Raw genomic sequence first — 22,571 nt, 5'->3', positions numbered from 1 at the left:
GCTGTATGTTCAAGCCATGAGCACCGTGGACGCCTCGCAAGACACGGCAACGCCCGCCCCCTGGTTCGCCCAGGATCCCGACGCCGTCGTCGCCGCCCTGCGCAGCGACCGCGAGCGCGGACTGACCTCCGCCGACGCCGCGCAGCGGCTGGCGGAGCACGGCCCCAACTCGATCGCCGCCGAGAAGCCCCCGTCGACATGGCAGGTGGCGCTGCAGCAGCTGGCCGACCCCATGAACATCATGCTGGTGGCCGTCGCGGTCATCAGCCTCTTCATCAACCAGGTGAGCGTCGGAATCCTCGTCGGTGCCCTCGTCGTGCTCAACATCGTGCTCGGCACGCGGCAGGAGATGAAGGCGAAGGCATCCGTCGACGCGCTGTCGAAGATGCAGATCCCGCAGGCGAAGGTCGTCCGCGACGGCACGCTGGTCCAGCTGGACGCGACGGCCCTCGTCCCCGGCGACATCGTGAACCTCGAGGCGGGCGACCTGGTCCCCGCCGACGGGCGGATCCTCCGGTCGGCGACGCTCGAGACGCAGGAGGCGGCGCTCACCGGCGAGAGCGCGCCGATCGCGAAGGATGCCTCGACCCTCGCCGATCCCGAGACCACGCTGGGCGACCGCACCGACATGGTCTTCCAGAACACCCAGGTCACCCGCGGCACGGCGGCGATCGTCGTCACCGACACCGGCATGCAGACGCAGATGGGTCGCATCGCGTCGATGCTCTCGTCCGTCAAGCCCGCCAAGTCGCCCCTGCAGCGTGAGCTCGACTCGCTCACCGGCGTGCTCGGCTGGATCGCGTGGGGGGCCGTCGCCGTCATCATCGTGACGGGCCTGCTGCGCGGGCAGGAGATCGCCTCGGTGATCCTGCTCGGCATCTCGATGGCGATCTCGGCGATCCCGACGGGCATGCCGTCGTTCGTGCAGGCGATGCTCTCGTACGGGTCCCGCCAGCTCGCGGAGCACAAGGCGGTGGTCAAGAACCTCACCGACGTCGAGACGCTCGGCGCGACGAGCGCCATCAACTCCGACAAGACCGGCACGCTCACCATGAACGAGATGACGGTGGAGTCGCTGTACTACCGCGGCGAGTGGTTCACGGTGGCGGGCTCCGGCTACGAGAAGACCGGCGAGGTCCGCCACGCCGCCGGACTCCCCGTGCCGCAGTTCACCCAGCTCGCCCTCGGGCTCACGCTCTGCAGCGACGCCACCGTGTCGGACGACGGCGCGGTCATCGGCGACCCGACCGAGGCCGCCCTGGTGGTGCTGGCGGCGAAGCTGGGCGCCGAGGCGGAGCTCACGCGCGCGAAGTTCCCGCGGGTGGCCGAGGTGCCGTTCGACTCGGCGTACAAGTTCATGGCGACCTTCCACCGCATCCCGGTGGAGGGCACCGAGACGCTCGTCGGCTACGTCAAGGGCGGCCCCGACGTCGTGCTGGACCGCTGCAGCGCGGTGGCGACCATGGACGGCGTCGTGCCGATCGCCGACCGCCGCGAGCAGATCCTGGAAGCCAACCGCTCGCTCTCCGAGCAGGGGCTGCGCGTGCTGGCCTTCGCGTTCCGACGCTACGCGCCGGACGCGGCGGTGGCGGAGGATCCGATGGCGGCCGTGTCCGACCTCATCTTCGTCGGGCTGGTCGGGATCATCGACCCGCTGCGCCCGTCGTCGAAGGAGGCGGTGCGGATCGCCCGGGAGGCGGGCATCGAGGTGCGCATGATCACCGGCGACCACGCGATCACGGCCGCCGCGATCGGCTCCAAGCTCGGTCTCGGCGAGGGCGCCGCCAGCGGCGCCGAGATCCAGGCGATGAGCGACGACGAGCTCAAGGCCGCCCTCCCCCGACTCCACATGTTCGGCCGGGTCACGCCCGAGGACAAGCTGCGCCTGGCCCGCCTCATGCAGGAGCAGGGCGCCGTCGTCGCGATGACCGGCGACGCCGTGAACGACGCCGCCGCGCTCAAGCAGGCCGACATCGGCGTCGCCATGGGGTCGGGAAGCGACGTGACCAAGCAGGCGGGGAAGATGATCCTCGTCGACGACAACTTCGGGACCCTCGTCACGGCCGTCCGCCTCGGGCGCTCGATCTACGAGAAGATCGTCAGCTACGTCCGGTTCCAGATGTCGCAGCTGTTCTCGCTCGTGCTGCTGTTCCTCGTGGCGAGCATCTTCGGCATCAACGACGGCGTGCCGCTGACGCCCATCATGGTGCTGTTCCTGAACTTCTTCGTGGCGATCTTCCCCGTCATCGTGATCCTCCTCGACCCGGCTCCCGAGGGCATCATGCTCAAGCCGCCGCGCGACCCGAAGAAGACCATCGCCAATCCCGCGGCGGTGACGCTGTGGTTCATCTACGGCGGCCTCATCTTCCTCACGACGCTGATCCCGCTGCTGATCTACCCCGACCAGCTCAGCTCCACCCAGCCGAACGTGCCCGTGACCATGGCATTCGTCGTGTGCGCCCTCGGCTCGATCTTCGGCGGCCTGGTGATGCGCCGCGATCCCGAGTCCGGCCTCGCACCGCCCATCATCATCGCGGTGAAGTGGCTCTCCATCCCGCTCGTGCTCACGGTGGCGGCCGTCGAGGTCGGCTTCATGCAGCGGCTCATCGGAACGACGAGCCTGTCGGGCGACGAGTGGCTCACGGCACTCGGGCTGGCGCTGCTGGTGCCCGTGCTGATCGAGCTGGAGAAGTGGATCCGCCGCAGCCGCCTCCGCCGCCGGGCGGCGGTCGCATGACGGGCACGGGCGGCGGCGCGGGCCCGTGGGCGCCGGCGTCGGCGCCGTCGCATACGATCACTTGAGGCGTCCCCCTGCGCCGAGGATAGGAACGCCATGACCGACGCGCTGCGCCGAAACAATGTGAGGGTCACGGGCGAATCCGGTCGCCCGATGGTGATGTTCGCCCACGGCTTCGGCTGCAGCCAGGAAGCGTGGAACCTGGTCGCACCCCGGTTCGAGGCCGGCCACCGCGTCGTCCTGTTCGACCACGTCGGCGCCGGCGGCTCGGACTCGTCCGCGTACGTCCCCAGCAAGTACGACTCGCTCGACGGGTACGCGACGGACGTGCTCGAGATCCTGGAGGCGCTCGACGCGACGGACGTCGTCTTCGTCGGCCACTCGGTGAGCGCGATGATCGGCGTGCTGGCCGCCAACCGCGATCCGTCCCGCTTCAAGGCGCTCGTGCTCGTCTCCCCCTCGCCGCGGTACACCGACGAGAACGGCTATCGAGGCGGCTTCCGGCGCAGCGACATCGACGCGATGATGGACGCCCTCGACGCGAACTACCTCGGGTGGTCGCGGGTCATCGCGCCGGCGATCGTGGCCAACCCCGATCGCCCCGCCCTCGGCGAGCGCCTCACCGACAGCTTCTGCAGCATCGACCCGACGATCGCCCGGCACTTCGCGCGCGTGACATTCCTCTCCGACAACCGGGCCGACCTTCCGCTCGTCTCCGTGCCGACCCTGGTGCTGCAGTGTCGTGACGACGCCATCGCGCCCGAGGAGGTCGGCCGCTATGTGCACGCCGCCATCAAGGAGAGCCGCTTCACGCTGCTGAACGCGACCGGCCACGTGCCCAACCTCTCCGCGCCCGACGAGGTGGCAGACCAGATCCTCGCGTTCGTCGCATGAGCCTGCACGATCGGGGCTGGTTCCAGCTCGCGCCGTGCGGGCTGGTCGCGACCACGCCGGGCGGGGACGTCGTCGAGGCGAACGACACCTTCCTGGCGTGGACCGCCCGCGCGCGGGAGGACGTCGTGGGCCGGCCGTTCGCGTCGCTGCTCGACGGGGGGAGCCGCATCTTCTACGAGACCCGCCACACCCCGCTGATGCACCTCGTGGGCGCGGTGGAGGAGGTCGCCCTGACCCTCGTCGCGGCCGACGGGACGCCGCTGCCGACGCTGGTCAACGCGGTGCGCGACGACGAAACCGGCCTCGTCCGCATGGCGATCTTCAAGGCCACCGAACGCGCGCAGTACGAGCGGGAGCTCCTGGCCGCACGGCGGACCGCCGAGACCTCGGAGCAGCGGGTGCGCGTCCTGCAGGACGTCTCCAGCAGCTTCGACGTCAGCGCCACCGACGACGAGGTCGCCGAGTCGTTCGCCGCCGCCGCGCGCGATGCGTTCGCCGCGCGCGAGGCCGCCGTCTACCTCCGGGAGGACGACGGCGAACTCGTGCTCAGGGGCGGCACGAATCCGCTCGCGGGCAAGGTCGCCCCCATCCCGTCGCTGCGCAACACCCCCGAGGTGACCGTCGTCAACGCCGACGACATCGACGACGTGCACCCCGAGCTCGCCACGGCGATGCGCGCCGAGCGCCTGTCGTCGATCACCGTCACCCCGCTGCTCGCCGAGGGCCGGCGGCTCGGCAATCTCGCGTGCTTCTTCGCACGGCGCACCGACTTCGACGCGCAGTACTTCGAGCTGCAGCAGGCGCTCGGGCGGCAGGCATCCCAGACCCTCACGCGTGTGCGGCTGCAGCGCCGCCTGGCGTTCCTGGCCCTCCACGACCAGCTCACCGGCGTCGCCAACCGCCAGCTGCTGCAGCTGAGCCTGGATGACGAGATCGAGGCGTCCACCGCCTCGGGGGAGCCGCTCGCCGTCCTCTTCCTGGACGTCGACGACTTCAAGAGCATCAACGACGCCTTCGGCCACGCGTCCGGCGACATGGTGCTGCTCGAGATCGCCACCCGGCTGACGGCATCCGTGCGCACCGGTGACCTGGTCGGGCGCATCGGCGGCGACGAGTTCGTCGCGATCTGCCCGGGGGCCGACGCGCTGGCGGCCGAGGCGATCGCCGAGCGGATCCTCTCCGTCACCCGCGCGCCCATCACCGTCGCGGGCGGCGTGGTCTCGGCGTCCGTGAGCCTCGGCATCTCCCTGTACCTGCCCGGGATCGACGAGCGTCCCGACGCGCAGCAGCTGCTGGTGAGAGCGGATGCCGCGATGTACAGCTCCAAGCGCGCCGGCAAGAACCGTCTCACCCTCGCCGCCGTCGACTGACCCCCGCTCCGCCCGTGGTGTCTCGCGGGCAACGTGGTGCATGCCGACAGCCGGAGCGGGTGAACACCGTATCCGCGACGAGACGCCACGCCCCGCCGTGGTGTGTCGAACGAAACGTGGTGTTGCCGAACGAGACCAGGGGTGACCCGATCGGATCGGACCGGGATGATCGGGTGCGGGCGCGCGTCGACCGGAAGGCTGGATGTCGAAGGAGGAACCGTGATCGCGATCCTGAACCGCGTCGTGGAGTACGTCGACGACAACCTCGAGGGCGACATCGACCTCGGCACCCTGGCCGCGGGCCTGGGCACGACGGAGTACCACGTGCGGCGCATGTTCTCGTCGCTGGCGGGCATGCCGCTGTCGGAGTACATCCGGCGGCGGCGCATGACCGTCGCCGCGGCCGAGGTGCTCGGCGGCGGCGACCTGCTCGGCGTCGCGGTCCGCTACGGCTACGGGTCGACCGAGGCGTTCGGCCGGGCGTTCCGGGCGGTGCACGGCGCGAGCCCCGGCGACGTGCGTCGCGACGGCGGCCCCCTTCGCACACAACCGCAGCTCAGGTTCCGCCTGACCGTAGAAGGGAGCTCCCCCATGGACACCCGTATCGCCGACCGACCCGCCTTCCGCCTGATCGGGCACGCGACCCGCGTCCCCCTCATCCACGACGGCGTCAATCCGCACATCCAGGCTCACATCGCCGGGCTCCCGGCCGCCGAGCACGCCCGGCTGAAGGAGCTGAGCGACATCGAGCCGCACGGACTGCTCCAGGTGAGCGCCGACGTCGACCCCGACTACGCCGAGGGCAGCGAGCTGACCTACCTGCACGGCGTCGCGGTCGGCCACGACACCCCGGCTCCCGACGATCTCGACGCGATCGAGGTGCCGGCGGGCACCTGGGCGGTCTTCCGCAGCGAGGGCCCGTACCCGTCGGCGCTGCAGGCGGCGTGGGCCGCGACGGCGACCGACTGGTTCCCGTCGAACCCATGGCGACTGCGGCCCGGACCATCGATCGTCGCCGTGCTCGATCGCGCGGACGACTTCAGCACCGCGACCTGCGAGCTGTGGCTGCCCGTCGAGCGCGATTAGCCGCGCACGCCGCGGCGGACCGGAAGTGCGATCATGACCGGTCCGCCGCGGGCGACCGCAGCCTGCGCTCTCGCATCGCGAGGAACAGCGGGAAGGTGAACGCGAAGGCGGTGACCAGCGACAGGACGATGTAGAGCCACGCGCGCTTCATCCCCAGCCGCCTCGCTTCGACGACGATGAACACGGCGCCGGCGACGGCGACCACGAGCAGGTCGACGCCGATCGAGGAGACAGCCGGGCCCCCTCCGAACACGTCGCCGAGGAAGTCCCGACCGGCGACGACGGTCCACGCATTGAAGAAGAACGTCCCGACGAGGCCGATGATCGCCAGCACGAGGTAGACGATCGCGAGCGGGGTCCAGCTGGCCTTCATGACGCCTCCGGTCGTTTCCCCGGATGCTACCGCCCGCGCGGCCGTGACCAGTTCGTTGTGCGAACCGCGCCCTCCTCCCCCCGGCGTGGCGCACACTGGATGGCATGTGGTTCAGGTTCCTCAAGGCGATCACGCGCCGCGAGCACCGTGTCGCGCCGACGACATGGGTCGCGGCCGTCGCCGCCGTCGTCTACACGGTCGTCCCGATCGACCTCATCCCCGAGCTCGTGCTGGGCCCGCTGGGCTTCGCCGACGACGTCGGCGTGTGGGCGGTCTTCGCCGTGCTCTTCGCGCGCGAGCAGCGCCGCTGGCGGGCCGGTCTCACCACGCGGTAGCGCCGGTGCGCCGCGCCGTCCGCGCACGCGCGTGTCGTAACGTCGTGGTGTGAGGCGCAGCGGCATCTACGTGGAGACGTCGATCGCCGCCCCTCCCGACGCCGTCTGGAACGCGACGCAGGACCCCGCCGAACACGTGCGGTGGGACGTGCGCTTCACGCGCATCACGCCGACCGGCACGGCCGAGGGCGGCGCCACCGCGTTCACGTACGAGCGCCGCGTGCCCTTCCACACCGTGCACGGCACCGGCGTGAGCATCGGCGAGCGGCACGGCGCCGGCGGCGCCCGCACGTCTGCGCTGCGCTTCCACACGAGCGACCGGATGTCGCCCATCAGCGCCGGTCGCGGCTACTGGCGGTACGTGCCCGGCCCCGGCGGCACGGTGTTCATCACCGGCTACGACTACACGCCCGGATGGGGCGTGCTGGATGCCGTCGTCCGCCCGGTCCTGGGCTGGGCGACGGCATGGAGCTTCGACCGGCTGCGGATCTGGCTCGAGACCGGGACTCCGCCCGAGCGCTGGCCGCTGTGGAGCGTGCTGTGGTGGTGGCGCAGCGACCGGCCGCGCGCCGCCCGCTGCCGCCGGGCACCCGCGGGCGGTTCGCGCCGGGCGGACCACCTCGCCGCGGCTCCGGCATCCCTCGCGGCGCTTCCCGATCCGGAGCGCGTGCGATGACGTCGATCTTCCGCGAGGCGCTCGGCGCCGAGTTCGAGCGCCTGCACCCGATGATGCAGCGCCGGTTCGGCGTCGGCCTGCGGTCCGGTGAGGCCTGCGTCGGCCGCGGTGTCATGACCTCGGTCCGTCGCGGCCCGTGGTGGACGGTGCCGTTCCTGCAGATCGGGCGGCTTCGGAACATCCTCGTCCCCGACTCCGGCACCGACGTGCCGTTCACGATCGAGAACTTCCCGTACCGCGACCCGCTGGGGCGCGAGACGGTCACCTTCGTCCGCGAGTACACGATCGGGCGGCGTCATCGGCGATTCGACGCCACCATGATCCTCGACGGCCACAGGATCGTGGACTACCTGGGCACCCACCAGCACCTCGCGGTCGATCTCGATCTGCGCGTCGACGACCGCGGCGGGCTCGTGCTCACCTCCGACGCGCAGCGGTTCTACGAGGGACCTGTCGCCTTCCGCTTCCCGATGCTCTTCAGCGGCCGCGCGCGCCTGCACGAGTACTTCGACGACGCCGACGGGCTCTTCCACGTGGACCTGGAGGTGCACAACCGCCGTTTCGGCTTCCTCTTCGGGTACCGCGGCTCGTTCCGGTGCGAGTGGATGCCGGCGCACGACGCCCCCGCACGGCTCAAGCCCCGCCGCCACGAAGCGCGCACCTGACGCCGCCGACGACAGCCGGAGGTGACACTGAGTACTATTGATGCTGGCATTCAGTTCCACCCGCCGCATCGTCGCACCCGCGTCAGGAGTCCCCCGTGACCGATTTCCAGCCCCGCCCCGGTCAGAGCGTCGCCGGCTACGACGTGACCTCGCGCCAGGACACGGACTACTACGCCGTCTTCGCCGACATCCCCGACGCCGACCGCGCGGCGTGGGATCGCGCCAAGGCGTACATCGACGAGGTCGGCAGCCGCATGCAGGATGCCTGGGACACCGGCGACTACCCCCTCGACATCGCGATGCGCGCCGGCGAGCTGGACCTCTTCAACGACGGCGTCGTCCACCCCGCGCTCACGCGCTTCTCCCCGCTCGCGGCGGGGCTGGTGAACATGGAGATCTCCCGCGGCGACGGCTCACTCGGCACGGTGCTCGCCGTCCAGGGCGGCCTGGCGCTTCGCACGCTCGCCCTGTTCGGCAGCGACGAGCAGCAGTCGAGGTGGCTGGTGCCCGTGGCACGCGGCGAGGTCGCGGCATCCTTCGCACTCACCGAACCCGACCACGGCTCGGACTCGGTGTCGCTCGAGACGGTCGCCCGTGCCGACGGCGGCGAGTGGGTGCTCGACGGCGCCAAGAAGTGGATCGGCAACGGGGCCTCCGGCGGGATCACCCTCGTCTGGGCGCGGGTGGACTCCCCCGGCGACGAGTTCCACGGCGCCGTCCGCTGCTTCCTGGTCGAGCAGACCACGCCGGGCTACACCGGCACCGTGATCTCCGGAAAGGCGTCGCTGCGCGGCATCCATCAGGCGCACATCGTCCTGGACGGCGTGCGCGTGGCGGCCGACGCGGTCCTTCCGGGCACGCGCAGCTTCAAGGACGCCTCGACGGTGCTGTACTCCACCCGCTCGGGCGTCGCCTGGTCGGCGCTCGGCCACGCCACCGCCTGCTACGAGGCGGCTCTGGCCTACTCGCAGCAGCGCGTGCAGTTCGGCAAGCCGCTCGCCAAGTTCCAGATGGTGCAGGAGCGTCTCGCGCAGATGCTCGAGGAGCTCACGGCGATGCAGCTGTACTGCCGGTGGATGGCCGACCTCGAGGAGGGCGGCCGGCTGCGCCCGACGCAGGCGTCGCTGGCGAAGTACCACAACACCCGCGCCGCGCGCCGCATCGCCGCCGTCGCCCGCGACCTGCTCGGCGGCAACGGCATCCTGCTCGAGAACGGCGTCATGCAGCACATGGCCGACATCGAGGCGATCCACACCTATGAGGGCACCGAGAGCATCCAGGCTCTGCTCATCGGCCGCGACATCACCGGCCTGAGCGCTTTCGCCTAGCCCGCTGCGGGACTCGCGCGCAAGCCGCCCGGTCGCGCGGCCCTGTGCGCCTACTCTCGGCACATGGGACTCTTCCGCAACGACCCGCAGCGCGTCGTGCTCGAGACGCAGGACGTGGAGCCGAAGGCGACGCGACCCCCGTGGAGCCTGTGGGCCGACGGCTTCGGCAAGCTCGGCATCCGCTCGATCCAGATCATCGTCGTGGTGCTGCTGGTCGCGGGCATCGTCTTCGCGCTGCAGTTCCTCACCCTCGTCACGATCCCGCTCGTGATCGCGCTCATCCTCGCCTGCGCGTTCGCACCGGTCATGCGGTGGATGGTGCGACGCGGGGTCCCGGCGGTGCTGGCGACGGTGATCACGCTCCTGGTCGTCACGGTGCTGCTCACCGGCGTCGGCTGGCTGATCGTATGGGCGATCCGCGACCAGTGGGACGAGCTGTACGCGCAGGCGGTGGACGGCATCGAGGCGGTGATCGCGTGGGTGCGGACGCTTCCGTTCGCGCCGACGCAGGAACAGCTGGACCAGTGGCTCGAGGGCGTCCTGGACTTCATCACGAGCGCGCAGTTCGGCTCGGGGGCCCTCGCGGGCGTGAGCGCCGTGGCGAACTTCGTGACCGGCTTCGTGCTGATGGTCACGATCCTCTTCTTCTTCCTCAAGGACGGCCCGCAGATGTGGGAGTTCATGCTGCGCCCGTTCCGCGGCGAGAACTACCTGCGGGCGCACCGCATCGGCGACAAGACGGTGGGCGTGCTCGGCTCGTACGTGCGCGGCACGGCGCTCGTGGCGCTCGTCGACGCGGTCGGCATCCTGATCGGCCTCCTCATCCTCGGCGTGCCGCTGGCGATCCCGCTGGCGGTGCTGGTCTTCCTCCTCGCCTTCATCCCCATCGTGGGTGCCACGCTCGCCGGCATCATCGCCGCCCTCGTCGCCCTCGTCGCCAACGGCTGGGTCAACGCGCTCTTCGTGGTCGGCGTCGTGGTCCTGGTGAACCAGCTGGAGGGCAACTTCCTCCAGCCGGTTCTCATGGGTCGCTCGATGAAGCTGCACGCCTTCGTCATCCTGGTCGCCCTGACCATCGGCACGGTGCTGGGCGGCATCGTCGGCGCCGTGCTGGCCGTGCCGATCGCGGCGGCGGCGTGGGGAGCCGTGCAGGTATGGGACGGTCCGAACCTCGCGGCCCGGTGGGCGCGCCCGAAGCATCCCGTCGCCGGGTGACGCGCGGCTCCGCGTCCTCCACCGCCTTACGGCTCAGGGGGCCGGTCGCGGCGGTCTAAGGCATCGGGCGTCCCAAGACTGGGCATCCGCCCGATGAAGCGCCCCCTCCTCAGGGAGGAAGGTCGTTCCTGTCAGCAGTCCGCACCCCGCACCGGGGATCGCGAGCAGACGGGAGCGACCCATGAACGACATCACCTACACCGCCTACACCCTCGACCGGCACCGCGCGTCCGACCTCGCGCGCGACGCCGAGCTCGTGCGCAGGCAGCGTGAGCACGGCCCGGCGGCGGACCGCCCGCGCGTGCGTCCGCTCGCCACGTGGTCCCGCGGGGCGACGCGCGTGCGGCGCTCGACGTTCGTCGCCGCGCGATGACCCGCCGCCGAGCCCGGGAAGGTGCCACGATATGACCATGCCCGCACTCCCCTCGAGCTCGCGCATGGTCGGCCGGCACGCCGAGCTCGCCACCCTGCTCGAGTCGTTCGACGAGGGCTCCGGCGGCCACCCCCGCACCGTCGTCGTGCGCGGCGAGGCGGGTGTGGGCAAGACGCGGCTCGTCCAGGAGTTCCTCGCGCTCGTCGCGACCGACCCCTTCGAGGCCGGACAGCCGGCCGCCGTCACCGAACGCCCCGTCGTCGCGTTCGGGCAGTGCGTCGACCTCGGCCCGATCGGCGCGCCGTTCGGGCCGATCCGCCGTGTGCTGCGCGACCTGCACACGGCGGTCGGCACCGACGCGCTGCGCGAGGCGGCGGGCTCCGCGGCGGCGATCGCGAGCCTGGCCGCGCTCGTTCCCGGCATCGCACCCGAGACCCCCGAGCACGATGAGCCAGCGGGCGAGTTCGCCGAGGCGATCGAGGTGCTGCTCGAGCGGCTGTCGCAGCGCCGGCACATCGTGGTCGTGCTCGAGGACCTGCAGTGGGCGGATGCCGCGACCATGGCGCTGCTGAAGACCCTCGCCAGTACGCTCCGCGGGCGGCGCCTCACGATCGTCGCCACCTACCGCTCCGACGACATCGACCGGTTCCATCCGCTGCGCCCGGTGCTGGCGGAGCTGGACCGCACCCGGTCGGTCGTGCGCGTGGAGGTGACTCCGCTCAGCCCCGACGAGGTCGCCGAGCAGGTCGAGCAGCTCACCGGACGGCTCGACCCCCGGCTCGTCGAGGCGCTGGCGGAGCGCAGCGGCGGCATCCCGTTCCTCGTCGAGGAGCTCGTGGATCTCGGCGACCGTCCGCTTCCCGACACGCTGCGCGAGCTGGTGCTCGCCCGCTACGCACGGCTCGGCGACGATGCGCAGCAGGCGGTGCGCACCATGGCCGCCGGCGGCATGCACCTGGACCACGACGTGCTCGCGGCGGTGTGCGCGCTGGACGAGGCGGCGCTCGATCTCGCCGTGCGCGAGGCGGTCCACAGCAGGGTGATCCTCGCCGACGGCGCCGGCTACGCCTTCCGCCATGCGCTGACGCGCGAGGCCGTCGAGGCGGAGATGCTGCCGAGCGAGCGCGTGCGGGTGCACCGTCGCTACGCCGAGCACCTGCGCGACCACCGGGGCGACTCGCCCGACGACGCGTCGGCCGTCGCGGAGCACTGGCTCGCCGCACGCGACCTCACCGCGGCGTTCGATGCCACGGTCGCGGCGCTGCGGCAGTCGCGTTCGCGCTTCTCGCCCGCCACCTCCGCGAAGCTCACCGAGCGTCTCACCGAGCTGTGGGATCAGGTGCCGGATGCCGCGACCCGCGCCGGCACGACGCTCCCCGAGCTGCACCTCGACGCCGCACAGGCGTGGCACGACCTCGGCGACCCCGAGCGCTCGCTGCGGTCGGCGAACGAGGGCCTGGCCGTCTGCCCCGACGACCCGTACACGCGCGCGGCACTGCTGCGCCAGCGGTTCGTCGAGACGTACAACCTCGAGCACCACGGCCGCAACGAGGACCTCGAGAAGGCCGTCGCCCTGCTGGAGGGCATCGACGACCCCCGTGCCCGCATCCTGCTGTCGCGCGTGCTCACCAACATCGCGCTGGACGAGCACGGCGAGGCCGCCGCCGCCCACGCGCACCGGGCGATCGCCCTCGCCGAGGAGGCCGGCGACGACGCCGCGCTGGCCGTCGCGCTGACGGTCGAGGCGTGGCGCATCGCGGGCGAGGACGACGACGAGCCCGGCGCGCTGGCACCGCTCGAGCGGGCCGTCACGCTGCGGCTCGACCCGCCGCTGCGCGCGTACGCCGGGCACGCCCTGACCGACATGCTGGTGCGCGTGGGCCGGTACGACGAGGCCATCGTCGTCGGGACCCAGCACTACGACGACGTCGCGCGGGCGGGCATCGAACGCGGCTCGGGCGCGTCGATCGCGCACTCGCTGGCGTTCGCCCTGTTCGCTGCGGGCCGGCCTGCCGAGGCCCACCGCTTCGCGCAGCGCGCCTGCCGGCTCATGAACCCGGTCGACAGCGCGTTCGTCGTGCGGCTGCTCGCGTCCCACCTCTCGTGGGACGACCGCCCCGACGAGCGCGACGAGCTGCTGGCCGCCGAGCGCTCACGGATCGACGAGGCCCAGCGCCGCTACCCCGACAAGGAGGGGTGGTGGGTGATCGAGGCGGCGGATCGCGCCCTGACGCTGCACGCGACGGACGGCGGGACGGAGGCCGCCGGCGACGTGCTGGCGGTCGCCGAGGGCGAGGCCGGCTCGCCCGCCGCGCGCCGCTACGCGCTCGTGACCGCGGGACTGCTGAGCCTGCCCGCCGGAAGGCCCGCCGCTCCGGAGCTGCGCGCCCGGTTCGAGCGGGCGATGGCGGGCTGGTCCCGCCACGACGCGGCGCAGGCGGCCGCGCGGTTCGTGCGGGCGCTCCTCGCCGACGCCGGCGACGCCGCCACCCCGGCCGACCGGGTGGCGGCATGGCGCGAGGTGTCCGGCGCACCGGGGGACGACGGCCTGCCGGTGTGGCATCGGCAGGCCGGGCGGATCCGCCTCGCGTGGGCGCTCGCCGATGACGGCGACCGCTCGGGCGCGGCCTCCGTCCTGGACGAGGTCGCCGCCGAGGCGCCGGCGCAGGGCGTCGCCCGCGCCGCGCGGTGGGCGGCCGAGCTGGCGGCGCAGGCCCGGCTCGCCGGCGCCGGCGCGCGGCAGACGAAGGGCGCGGCGGCGCTGACGCCGCGGGAGCTGCAGGTGCTCGAGCTGGTCGCCGAGGGGCTCACCAATCCGCAGATCGGTCAGCGGCTCTTCATCAGCCCGAAGACCGCGTCGGTGCACGTGTCGGCGATCCTCGCCAAGATCGGCGCCGCGAACCGCGCCGAGGCCGCCGCACTGTACGCCGCCTCCGCCGCGGCCTCGGCGTCCGCATGAGCGGGACGGATGCCGCGGGGAGCGGCATCCGTCGTCACAGCTCGACGAGCACCTGCGCGATCAGGATCTTGACGACCATCGCGGCCGGGTAGACCAAGGTGTAGCCGAGCGCGACGCGGACGTCGTAGTCGGTGCGGGAATTGGCGAAGCCGAGGATCGCCGGGTTCGTCTGCGCACCGCCGATGACGCCCGACGACCGCGTGCCGCCGAGGCGGAACACGGCGCGGGCGAGCACGAAGGTCGCGCCCATGAAGAACGTCGAGAGCACGGCGCCGAGCACGAGCAGGCGCACCACCTCGCCCGAGGCGATCGCCGAGAGGATGAGCGAACCCGCCTTGGTGCCGGCGAAGGCGAGGAAGGTGAGCAGCCCGAACTCGGCGAGCACGGTCGACGCGGTGTTGGGCAGCGACGTCACCACGCGCCCGATGCGGCCGATGCGCCCCATGATCAGCCCGACGACGAGCACGCCCGCCGCGTAGCCCAGGCTGAACTGCCCGCCGCCGGGGAGCGGGACGACGATCGACCCGAGCAGCATGCCGAGCAGGACGCCGATGCCGAGGGCGACCGGGTTGATGTCGGCGAGACCGCGCTCGGAGTCGCCGAGGAAGCGGGTGATCTCCCCCATGGATCCGGTGGGCCCGACCACGCGCAGGCGATCGCCCTGGTGCAGCACGAAGTCGGGGCTGCCGACGAAGTCGACATCGCCGCGCCGCACCTGCGCGATCGTCGCACCGTAGCGCTCGGGAAGGCGCAGGCTCGCGATCGAGCGTCCGGCCAGCCGTGCATCCGACAGGATGATCCGCCGGAAGTCGAGACGGCTGCGGTCCCGGGTGAGGTCGATCGCCGACGTGTGGCCGAGCTCGGTCTTCACCGCCTCGACGTCGTCGCTCGGCCCGACGACGTTGACGATGTCACCCGGCTCCAGCGCCGTGTCGGGGCCGACGATCTCCACCTCGCCGTCGGCGTGCCGCCGCCGCGAGAACGCCACCCGGCCGCCGTACCCGGCCGCGATGTCGGCCGCGGTCGGGCGCGAGGTGGTGTCGACCTCGATCGGCTTGCCGACGATCGGGGCCTGCGCGTCGGTGTCGCGCGCAGGCGAGCGCAGCGCGAGCGCGACGCCGATCATCGCGGCGATGACGCCGTACACGTACGCGCTGGCGTAGCCGACGGTCGCTTCCGGGCTGCCGCCGGTCGCGGCGAGGGCGGGGGTGTTCGTGAGGGCGCCGGCGAACGTTCCGGCGATGGTGAGCGGCGGGATGCCGAGAGCCGACCCGACCCAGAACGCCAGGCCGCCCGCCACGACGAGCACGCCGGCGACAGCGAGCATCAGCAGGTAAGAGGTGCGCAGCGCGTTGAAGAACCCGGGCCCCGCGATGAGGCCGGTGCAGAACGCGAAGACGACGAGCCCGAGGTCGCCGACCGCTGCCGGAAGCTCGATCGTCACCCCCGTCGACACACCCCACGCGGTGATGCCGATCGCGGCGAAGAGCACGCCGACGGCACCGAGCGAGACGCCCGCGACGCGAACCGTCCCCAGGGCCGCGCCGACCCCGAGGAGGAGGAACAGCAGCACGATCGGGCGTTCGGCCAGGAACTGGAAGACCACGTCCATGCTCACCTCCGTGCCCGGGGCTGACGCGGGCGCTTTCCGAGTCTGCCCACTCCCGCGCCGTCGCGCATCCATCCGGGCCGGGCGAGCCGGGCCGGGCAGGTGGGGCGGGACGCGCCGGGACTGTCGGGTGTCGGCGCGCAGCGGCAGGATGGAGCGCATGCCGTACGAGATCCCCGCGCCGATGCTGGCGAAGTCCGTGCCCGACATCCCCGATCCGGCGAAGGCGCCCGGCGGTCTCAGCTACGAGCCGAAGTGGGACGGGTTCCGCGCCCTCGTCTCGTGGGACGGCGAGGACGTCGAGATCGGGTCGCGGGGCGCCAAGCCGCTGACGCGGTACTTCCCCGAGCTCGTCGAGGCGTTCGCCGGCGTCCTCCCCGAGCCGTGCCTGCTCGACGGCGAGATCGTGGTGCCGGTCGATCGCGACGGGCGGCGGCGCCTGGACTGGGAGTCGCTGTCGCAGCGCATCCATCCCGCGGCGTCGCGGGTGAACATGCTCGCCGAGCAGACGCCGGCGATGTTCATCGCGTTCGACCTGCTCGCCGTCGGCGACCGCGACCTGCAAGCGGAGCCGTTCGGCACGAGGCGCGAGGCGCTCGTGACGCTGCTGCGCGGCGTTCCCCATCCCGTCCACGTCACGCGCACGACGGACGACCCCGAGCTCGCGCGGCGCTGGCTCGCCGAGTTCGAGGGGGCGGGCCTCGACGGCGTCGTGGCCAAACCCCTCGACCAGCCGTACGCCCCGGGCAAGCGCTCGATGTTCAAGATCAAGCACGCCCGCACCGCCGACGTCGTGGCGCTCGGCTATCGCATCCACAAGTCCGGACAGGGCGTCGGCTCCCTCCTCGTGGGGCTCTACGGCGAGGACGGCACGCTGTACCCGGTCGGCGGGGTCGCCGCGTGGAGCGACAAGCGCCGGCTCGAGCTCATCGACGAGCTCGCCCCGCTCGTGGAGCGCGACGCCGACGGCGAGGTGCTGCGGGGCGAAGGCGAGAAGTCGCGCTTCCAGTCCGGCCGGGCCGACTCCTCGTTCGTGCGGCTGCGCCCGGAGCGGGTGCTCGAGGTGCGCTACGACCAGCTCGAGGGCTGGCGCTTCCGCCACACCGTGCAGTTCGAGCGCTGGCGCCCCGACCGCGACCCGCGGTCGTGCACGTACGAGCAGCTCGAGGTCGTGACAGCGTACGATCTGGCCGACGTGCTGGTCTGACGAGCCGACGCCGCGTCACGCGAGCTGGGCGAGCGCCCAGCGCAGATCTCGGTCCCGCCCGCGCGCGATCGCCTCGTCCCACTCCGCCGCTCCCAGCCCGGCAGCGGCGCGCTCGCGGAAGGGCGCCGCGTAGGAGCCGTCCGAGAGGACGGGGTGGAAGCCGAACCGCGGGCCGAGCGCGTCCACCGCGCCGAAGAGCTCGGCGGCGCGGCGATGCTCGCCGGCCTCCACGAGGGCGATCGCGTACCCGCTGACGGCGGCGACCGTGCTCGTGGCATCCTCCCGCTCGGCGGAGCGGTGCGCGGCGGTCCGCAGCATCCCCATCGCATCGCGCGGACGGCCGACCTGCGTCAGCACCTTGCCCGTGATGTAGCAGGTGGAGGCGAGCGCCCACGTGTGCCCGAGCTCGGTGGCGAGCCGGTAGGCCTGCTCGAGCGAGTCCAGCGCCTGCGCGGGCCGTCCCATCACCCGCAGTGCGTCGCCGCGGATGTACAGGTGGTCCACGACCGCCCATACTCTGTCGTCGGCGAGGCGCTCCCGGTGCCGCTGGGCCGTGGCGAGCTCCGCCTCCGCCGCCTCGACCGACTCGCCGTGCGCGGCGATCGTCGCCTGCATCGTGTGCGCGATCATGGGCAGCGAGGGGTCCTGGGCCTGGTCGGCGACCAGCGCGAACCTCTCCATGGTGCGCAGCGTCGCCAGCACGTCACCCGAGACCGACCGCATGAACGACGCGGCGTACAGCGCCGTCGCCTCCGCGTCGGGGGCGGTCGGGCCGGGCAGGTCGAGCACCCGGTCGATCGTCGCGATCGCCTCGTGCCCGCTGCCGCGCTCGTACCAGTGCCATGCGAGCGCCGCGACCAGACGCACGGCCGTGGGGCGGTCCCCTCCTTCGATGAGCCGCCGGCACGCGTCGTCCAGGTCGGCGCGGTTGGCGGTGAGCGCCGCCCGTGCGCGGCGGTTGTCGGCGGTGCGCAGCAGCGGCGCCCGGCGCTCGGCGTCCTCGGTCATCCACGCCGCGTGCCGCCGGTGCCACGACTCGAGATCCTCGATCGGATGCCGCGCCCGCATGTGGCGCTTGACGGTGTCGAGCACGCGGAACCGGCGCTCGCCGGGCGTCGGCGCGACCGCGGCGACGAGCGACTTGCGCGCGAGGGCGACCGCGACCTCTCGGGGGTCGCCGTCGCCGGCGTCGCACACGCCGGCGACGGCGTCGAGGGTGAACGAGCCCGAGAACTCCGCCAGCTGCGCCAGCAGCGCACGCTCGGCGGGCGACGTCGTCGCCACGCTCCACGCGATCGCGTCGTCGATCGAGTCATGACGGCCTCCGCGCCGCGGCCCGGTGGGTGCCGCGTCGAGCGACGAGGCGAGCTCCTCCAGGGTGAGGACGTCCAGGCGCGAGGCGGCGAGTTCGATGGCGAGCGGCAGTCCGTCCAGCTGGGTGCACAGGCGCTGAGCCTCGCCGATCTCGGCGGCGCTCCAGTCGCGGATGCCGCTGGACTCGCTCGCACGCTGCAGGAACAGCGCGACGGCGTCACCGGCGGCCGCGCTCGAGAGCGGATCGAGGACGATGACCCGCTCCCCCGGCATCCGCATCGACTCCCGGCTCGTGACCAGCATGCTGAGCCCGGCGCATCGCTCGAGCAGCCGGGCGGCCAGGGATGCCGTGGAGCCCAGCACGTGCTCGGCGTTGTCGAGGATCATCAGCGTCCGCCGGCCGCCGAGCGCGTCGGCGATCGCGTCGACGGAGTGGGCGGCCGCGCCGACGGCGTCGGCGACGGCGCCCACGACGCGGTCGGGCGACGAGACGACCGCGAGGTCGATGAGCCGCTGCTGCTCGTCCTCGTCGGCGCGCGCGCGCCGGGCGACCTCGATCGCCAGGCGCGTCTTGCCGACCCCCGCGGGGCCGGTGAGCGTGACCAGGCGCGACTCGGCGCGGCCGCGCCGGATGACCTCGAGCTCCGTCTCCCGCCCGACGAACCTCGTGACGGGGACCGGGATCCCGACACGGTCGACGGGGCGGTCGACCACGGCGGGCTCGGCCTCGTCCTGCCGGGCGATCGCGAGCCGCAGGGCGTCGAGGTCCCGCGGCGGGCGGGTGCCGGTGTCACGCAGCGCGGTGGCGCGCGCGTCGATCGTCGCCAGGGCATCGGCCGTCCGCCCCGAGCGGTCGAGGGCGCGGGCGTACAGCGCGCCGATCTCTTCGTCGCCGAGATCCTGCGCCAGCGGCGAGATCGCGGCGACCGCCCCCGCGGCATCCCCCGCCTCCAGTCGCAGACTGGTCAGCTCGAGGAGCGCGGTTCGACGGAGCGCTGCCAGGTCCTCCGCGACTGGCCGGGCGAACGGGAACTCGCCGAACCCGCTGAGCGGCGCGCCGCGCCACAGGCGGTCGGCGTCCTCGAGCTCGGCCGCGCGCGACGAGGCGCCGTTCCCGGCGACGAGAGCGCGGTAGCGGACGATGTCGACCGCCTGCGGGGGCAGCTCGAGCCGGTAGCCCGCGCGGCCGCCGACGAGCGCCTCGCCCCACCCGCGGGCGCGCAGGCGGGAGATGTGCGCGCGGAGGCTGCTGACGACGGCGGCGGTCGGCTCCGACCACAGTGCCTCGACGAGCTCGTCGGCCGAGAAGACGCGTCCGGGCTCGAGGGCGAGCCGCGCGAGGATCGCCTGCGGGATCGTGCCCCGCACCGCCTCGGGCGCACCGTCGCCGGACACCTCGAAGGCGCCGAAGAGCGCGATGCGCACGGCTGTCACGCCGTCGCCTCGGCGGGGAGCGGCGCGGTCTGCGGAAGACGCTCGATCAGCGCCGAGACCTCATCCCACCCGAGCCGGCGCCCGTTGCGGTACTCGTGCTCGAACTCGCCGGGGGTGAGACCCTGCGCGACGGCCTCCCGCAGGCGGCGCGCATCGTCGCCCTCCGCGGCGGCGATGTCGTAGTCGTAGCGCCGTCCGAGCTCGTCCACCGCGCCCATGAGGCGCGCGCCCACCTCGTGCCGCTCCACGAACGCGCACGCGCCGGCCGCGACGTGCACGATGGCGAGGGCACCGGCGGCGTCCTCGTTCGCACGCGCAGCCGCGATCGCGCTGCGCGCGACGGCGATCGCCTCGCGTGGCCGTCGTGCGTCGACGAGCGACTTGGCCATGATGTACTGCGACGACGTGATCATCCACGTGTACCCGACCGAGGATGCGATGCGGTGCGACTCGCTCAGCGCCGCGAGCGCGTCGTCCGGCCGCCCCTGCGCCCGTCGCAGCTGGCCGAGCGACATGTGGACCTCGGCGCGCGCCCAGGCCTGGGCGTCGGGGAGCAGGTCCAGCGCCTGCGCCATCAGCTGCTCGCCGAGGTCCGGCTCGCCGAACATCGACCGCCCGAACGCCTCGCGCGACAGCGCGACCGCGGTGACCGAGGCGTCCGAGCGACGCTCCCCCTCCGCGCGGGCGCGGGCGATCGCCTCGAACCCGGCCATCGCGTCGCCGGTCTGGTAGGCGAGGTTGGCGAGCTCGGTGAGGGCCAGCCCGTCCGAGTCGGTCGGGTCGCCCGGCAGCGCGAGGGCCCGCTCGACGCGGGTGCGGCCCTCCCGCAGCAGCCCGCGGAGGAACCAGTACTGCGCCTGCCAGCCCGCGATGCGCACCGCCGCCTCGCGATCGCCGGCCTCGATGGCGCCTTCGAACGCGACGGCGAGATCCGCGCGGAAGCCGTCGAGCACGGCCATGGTGTCGCGGGCCTCGAACGTGCGCAGGGTCGGGCCGAGCCGGCTGGCGAGGTCGGCGAACCACCAGCGGTGCCTCAGCCGCCACGCGGCGATGCGGGCGGGGTCGTCGCGATCGGCGAGGAACTCGCGCGTCGACTCGAGCACGCGGAATCGCCGCCGGCCGGTGCCGCTGCGGTCGACGGCGACGAGCGAGCGACCGACGAGCTGCATCAGGAGTTCGGACGTGCGGGCGGTGTCCAGGCCGCTCGTACCGGCCGCGGCGCCGACGGTGAAGGTCCCGGCGAACCGGGCGACGTCCGCCAGGAGCGCCCGCTGGTCGTCGTTCAGCTCGCCGAACGTCCAGCCGATCGCGGCGCGCACGCTGTCGTGCCGGCCGGTGCCCGCCCCGCGGCCGCCGATGCCCTCGCGCACCTGCTCGACGTCCAGCACGTCCAGCCGCGCCGCCGCGAGCTCGAGCGCGAGCGGGATGCCCTCCAGCTGCGCGCACAGCTGCCGGGCCTCGGTGAGCTCCTCGTCGTGGAAGGCGCGACCGCCGCGCGCATCCGCGGCCCGCTCGCTGAACAGCCGCCAGGCGTCCTCCGCGTCGTCGCCGACGAGCGGACGCAGCACGACGACGTGCTCCTGCGCGAGGCGCAGCGATTCGCGACTGGTCACGACGATGCGCAGGTGCTCGGTCTGGGCCAGCAGGGCGTCGACGGCGACGGCGAGGGCGCCGATCACATGGTCGGCGTTGTCGAGCACCAGGAGCACGCGACCGCGGCTGAGGCGGCGCACGATGCCGTCGATGCTGAGCTCGCGCGCCCGGACGACGGAGGCGATGGCGGCCACGACGTCGTCGGGGTCGCGGATGTCGGCGAGGTCCACCATGTACTGGTCGTCGTCCAGGGCGGTGGTCGCCTCGCGGGCGAGCTCCACGGCGATCCGGGTCTTGCCCACTCCCGCCGGCCCCACGACGGTGACCAGCCGGTGCCCGCGCCGGGCCTCGCGCAGGGCGAGCAGGTCGCTCCCGCGTCCGATGAAGCGGGTCAGCGGGATGGCGATGCCGACGCGGTTGACCGTCCCGCCGATGCCGATCGGCGCGACGACGGCGGGGTCGAGCCGCACGATCGAGGCCCGCAGCGCGTCCACGCGGGCCGAGGCGTCGAGCCCCTGGTCGGTGAGCCGCTCGCGGTAGCCGTCCAGCACGGCCAGCGCGTCGGCGTAGCGCGCGGAGCGCGCGAGGGCGAGGGCGAGCAGCCGCACCGGCCGCTCGTGCAGCGGGTGGCGTTCCACGGTTCCGGCCAGCACGGCGGTGGCGAGGCTGTCGTCGCCCAGCTCGATGGCCGATTCGGCGAGGTCCTCGTCCAGCAGCCGCCGCTCCTCCAGGTGATCGGCGCGCAGCCGCGCCAGGAACGGATGCCCGTCGAGGTCGGCGAGCGGCTCCTGCCCCGCGATCCCCGCCAGCTCGACGAGGCGGGCCAGGTGCTGCTCGGCGTCGGTGATCTGCGCGGCCTGCGCGAGGTCGTCGCGGAACCGCGTGAGGTCGACCCGCTCCCGCGGGATGTCGATGAGGTAGCCGCCGCGCGCGCCGACGATCGACGCGCCGAGGCCGGCGCTGCGCAGTCGCGACAGGTGCGCGCGGAGCGTCGAGACCACGTTCTCGGGACGATCGGCCCAGACGTCGGCGATGAGCTCCTCCGACGGGACGAGCTCGCGCGGCGTGCTCGCCAGACGCGCGAGCAGGGCGCGCGGGAGGTCGCCGCGCACCGGCACCGCGCTCCCGTCGATCCGCAGTCCGAACGCCCCGAGCAGTTCGATGTCGATCCCCATGCGCGTCGGTCTCCTCCGGTTCGTGGTCTCTCAGGATGCTAGGCGCGCCGCGGCCCGCGCCGCCGGGCGCGGGTCACGGTGCAATCTTGGTGCAATCGCGGACGGGTCGGCAGGCGCGGCGCGCTGCAATCCGCCACCCACGAGCGAGCGGATGCCGCGGCCCGCAGTGTGGCGCGGCCTACCCGACGACCTGTGGCCCCCGTGTGAGAAACCCCCCAGGTATCATAC

The 22,571-nt window shown here is 73.0% G+C and carries 16 protein-coding genes; 12 read left to right on the top strand and 4 right to left on the bottom strand.

What is annotated here, in order from left to right; translation table 11 throughout:
- Nucleotides 1-16 precede the first annotated feature (16 nt).
- From ACFRAL_RS09645 to ACFRAL_RS09630, 4 genes are all read left to right on the top strand, one after another.
- On the top strand, nucleotides 17-2,737 hold the full coding sequence (locus ACFRAL_RS09645; RefSeq protein WP_378882214.1) for a cation-translocating P-type ATPase: 2,721 nt from the start codon (nucleotides 17-19) through the stop codon (nucleotides 2,735-2,737).
- 96 nt (nucleotides 2,738-2,833) lie between these two features.
- On the top strand, nucleotides 2,834-3,631 hold the full coding sequence (locus tag ACFRAL_RS09640) for an alpha/beta fold hydrolase (protein ID WP_378882212.1): 798 nt from the start codon (nucleotides 2,834-2,836) through the stop codon (nucleotides 3,629-3,631).
- Nucleotides 3,628-5,001: a diguanylate cyclase gene (locus ACFRAL_RS09635; RefSeq protein ID WP_378882210.1), complete on the top strand. Its 1,374-nt coding sequence runs from the start codon at nucleotides 3,628-3,630 to the stop codon at nucleotides 4,999-5,001. The genes ACFRAL_RS09640 and ACFRAL_RS09635 overlap by 4 nt, the downstream gene beginning before the upstream one ends.
- A 219-nt stretch (nucleotides 5,002-5,220) precedes the next feature.
- A complete protein-coding gene (locus ACFRAL_RS09630) occupies nucleotides 5,221-6,087 on the top strand; it encodes an AraC family transcriptional regulator (RefSeq protein WP_336398285.1) in 867 nt (288 codons plus the stop codon).
- Nucleotides 6,088-6,118: 31 nt separating this feature from the next.
- Here ACFRAL_RS09630 and ACFRAL_RS09625 read toward each other — a convergent pair whose 3' ends face one another.
- Complete coding sequence (locus ACFRAL_RS09625) at nucleotides 6,119-6,460, bottom strand: DUF2834 domain-containing protein (RefSeq protein ID WP_336398284.1); 342 nt, start codon at nucleotides 6,458-6,460, stop codon at nucleotides 6,119-6,121.
- Between the two features lie 104 nt (nucleotides 6,461-6,564).
- On the opposite strand from ACFRAL_RS09625, the gene ACFRAL_RS09620 reads away from it, so the two are divergent.
- From ACFRAL_RS09620 to ACFRAL_RS09590, 7 genes are all read left to right on the top strand, one after another.
- On the top strand, nucleotides 6,565-6,795 hold the full coding sequence (locus ACFRAL_RS09620) for a YkvA family protein (RefSeq protein WP_336398283.1): 231 nt from the start codon (nucleotides 6,565-6,567) through the stop codon (nucleotides 6,793-6,795).
- A 49-nt stretch (nucleotides 6,796-6,844) separates the two neighbouring features.
- On the top strand, nucleotides 6,845-7,471 hold the full coding sequence (locus tag ACFRAL_RS09615; RefSeq protein ID WP_336398282.1) for an SRPBCC family protein: 627 nt from the start codon (nucleotides 6,845-6,847) through the stop codon (nucleotides 7,469-7,471).
- On the top strand, nucleotides 7,468-8,136 hold the full coding sequence (locus tag ACFRAL_RS09610) for a DUF4166 domain-containing protein (protein ID WP_336398281.1): 669 nt from the start codon (nucleotides 7,468-7,470) through the stop codon (nucleotides 8,134-8,136). Before ACFRAL_RS09615 ends, ACFRAL_RS09610 begins: the two co-directional genes overlap by 4 nt.
- 95 nt (nucleotides 8,137-8,231) lie before the next feature.
- Nucleotides 8,232-9,464, top strand: a complete 1,233-nt coding sequence (locus ACFRAL_RS09605) for an acyl-CoA dehydrogenase family protein (RefSeq protein WP_336398280.1) — start codon at nucleotides 8,232-8,234, stop codon at nucleotides 9,462-9,464.
- 63 nt (nucleotides 9,465-9,527) lie between these two features.
- On the top strand, nucleotides 9,528-10,679 hold the full coding sequence (locus tag ACFRAL_RS09600) for an AI-2E family transporter (protein ID WP_378882205.1): 1,152 nt from the start codon (nucleotides 9,528-9,530) through the stop codon (nucleotides 10,677-10,679).
- Nucleotides 10,680-10,860: 181 nt separating this feature from the next.
- A complete protein-coding gene (locus ACFRAL_RS09595; protein ID WP_336398278.1) occupies nucleotides 10,861-11,052 on the top strand; it encodes a hypothetical protein in 192 nt (63 codons plus the stop codon).
- Between the two features lie 37 nt (nucleotides 11,053-11,089).
- On the top strand, nucleotides 11,090-14,011 hold the full coding sequence (locus tag ACFRAL_RS09590; protein WP_378882201.1) for an AAA family ATPase: 2,922 nt from the start codon (nucleotides 11,090-11,092) through the stop codon (nucleotides 14,009-14,011).
- A 34-nt stretch (nucleotides 14,012-14,045) separates the two neighbouring features.
- Here the strand turns inward: ACFRAL_RS09590 and ACFRAL_RS09585 are convergent, their stop codons facing one another.
- A complete protein-coding gene (locus ACFRAL_RS09585; RefSeq protein ID WP_378882198.1) occupies nucleotides 14,046-15,623 on the bottom strand; it encodes an aspartate:alanine exchanger family transporter in 1,578 nt (525 codons plus the stop codon).
- Nucleotides 15,624-15,780: 157 nt separating this feature from the next.
- Between ACFRAL_RS09585 and ACFRAL_RS09580 the strand changes: the two genes are divergently transcribed.
- On the top strand, nucleotides 15,781-16,827 hold the full coding sequence (locus tag ACFRAL_RS09580; RefSeq protein ID WP_378882195.1) for an ATP-dependent DNA ligase: 1,047 nt from the start codon (nucleotides 15,781-15,783) through the stop codon (nucleotides 16,825-16,827).
- A 15-nt stretch (nucleotides 16,828-16,842) separates the two neighbouring features.
- On the opposite strand, the gene ACFRAL_RS09575 is transcribed toward ACFRAL_RS09580, so the two are convergent.
- Nucleotides 16,843-19,575: a BTAD domain-containing putative transcriptional regulator gene (locus ACFRAL_RS09575; protein WP_378882193.1), complete on the bottom strand. Its 2,733-nt coding sequence runs from the start codon at nucleotides 19,573-19,575 to the stop codon at nucleotides 16,843-16,845.
- Complete coding sequence (locus ACFRAL_RS09570) at nucleotides 19,572-22,343, bottom strand: BTAD domain-containing putative transcriptional regulator (RefSeq protein ID WP_378882190.1); 2,772 nt, start codon at nucleotides 22,341-22,343, stop codon at nucleotides 19,572-19,574. Before ACFRAL_RS09570 ends, ACFRAL_RS09575 begins: the two co-directional genes overlap by 4 nt.
- Nucleotides 22,344-22,571: the final 228 nt, after the last annotated feature.

Source organism: Microbacterium sp. NPDC056736, from assembly GCF_042790415.1.
Classification (GTDB): domain Bacteria; phylum Actinomycetota; class Actinomycetes; order Actinomycetales; family Microbacteriaceae; genus Microbacterium.
The sequence above is the reverse complement of the archived record's forward strand: the minus strand, read 5'-3'. Positions and strand labels throughout refer to the sequence as shown.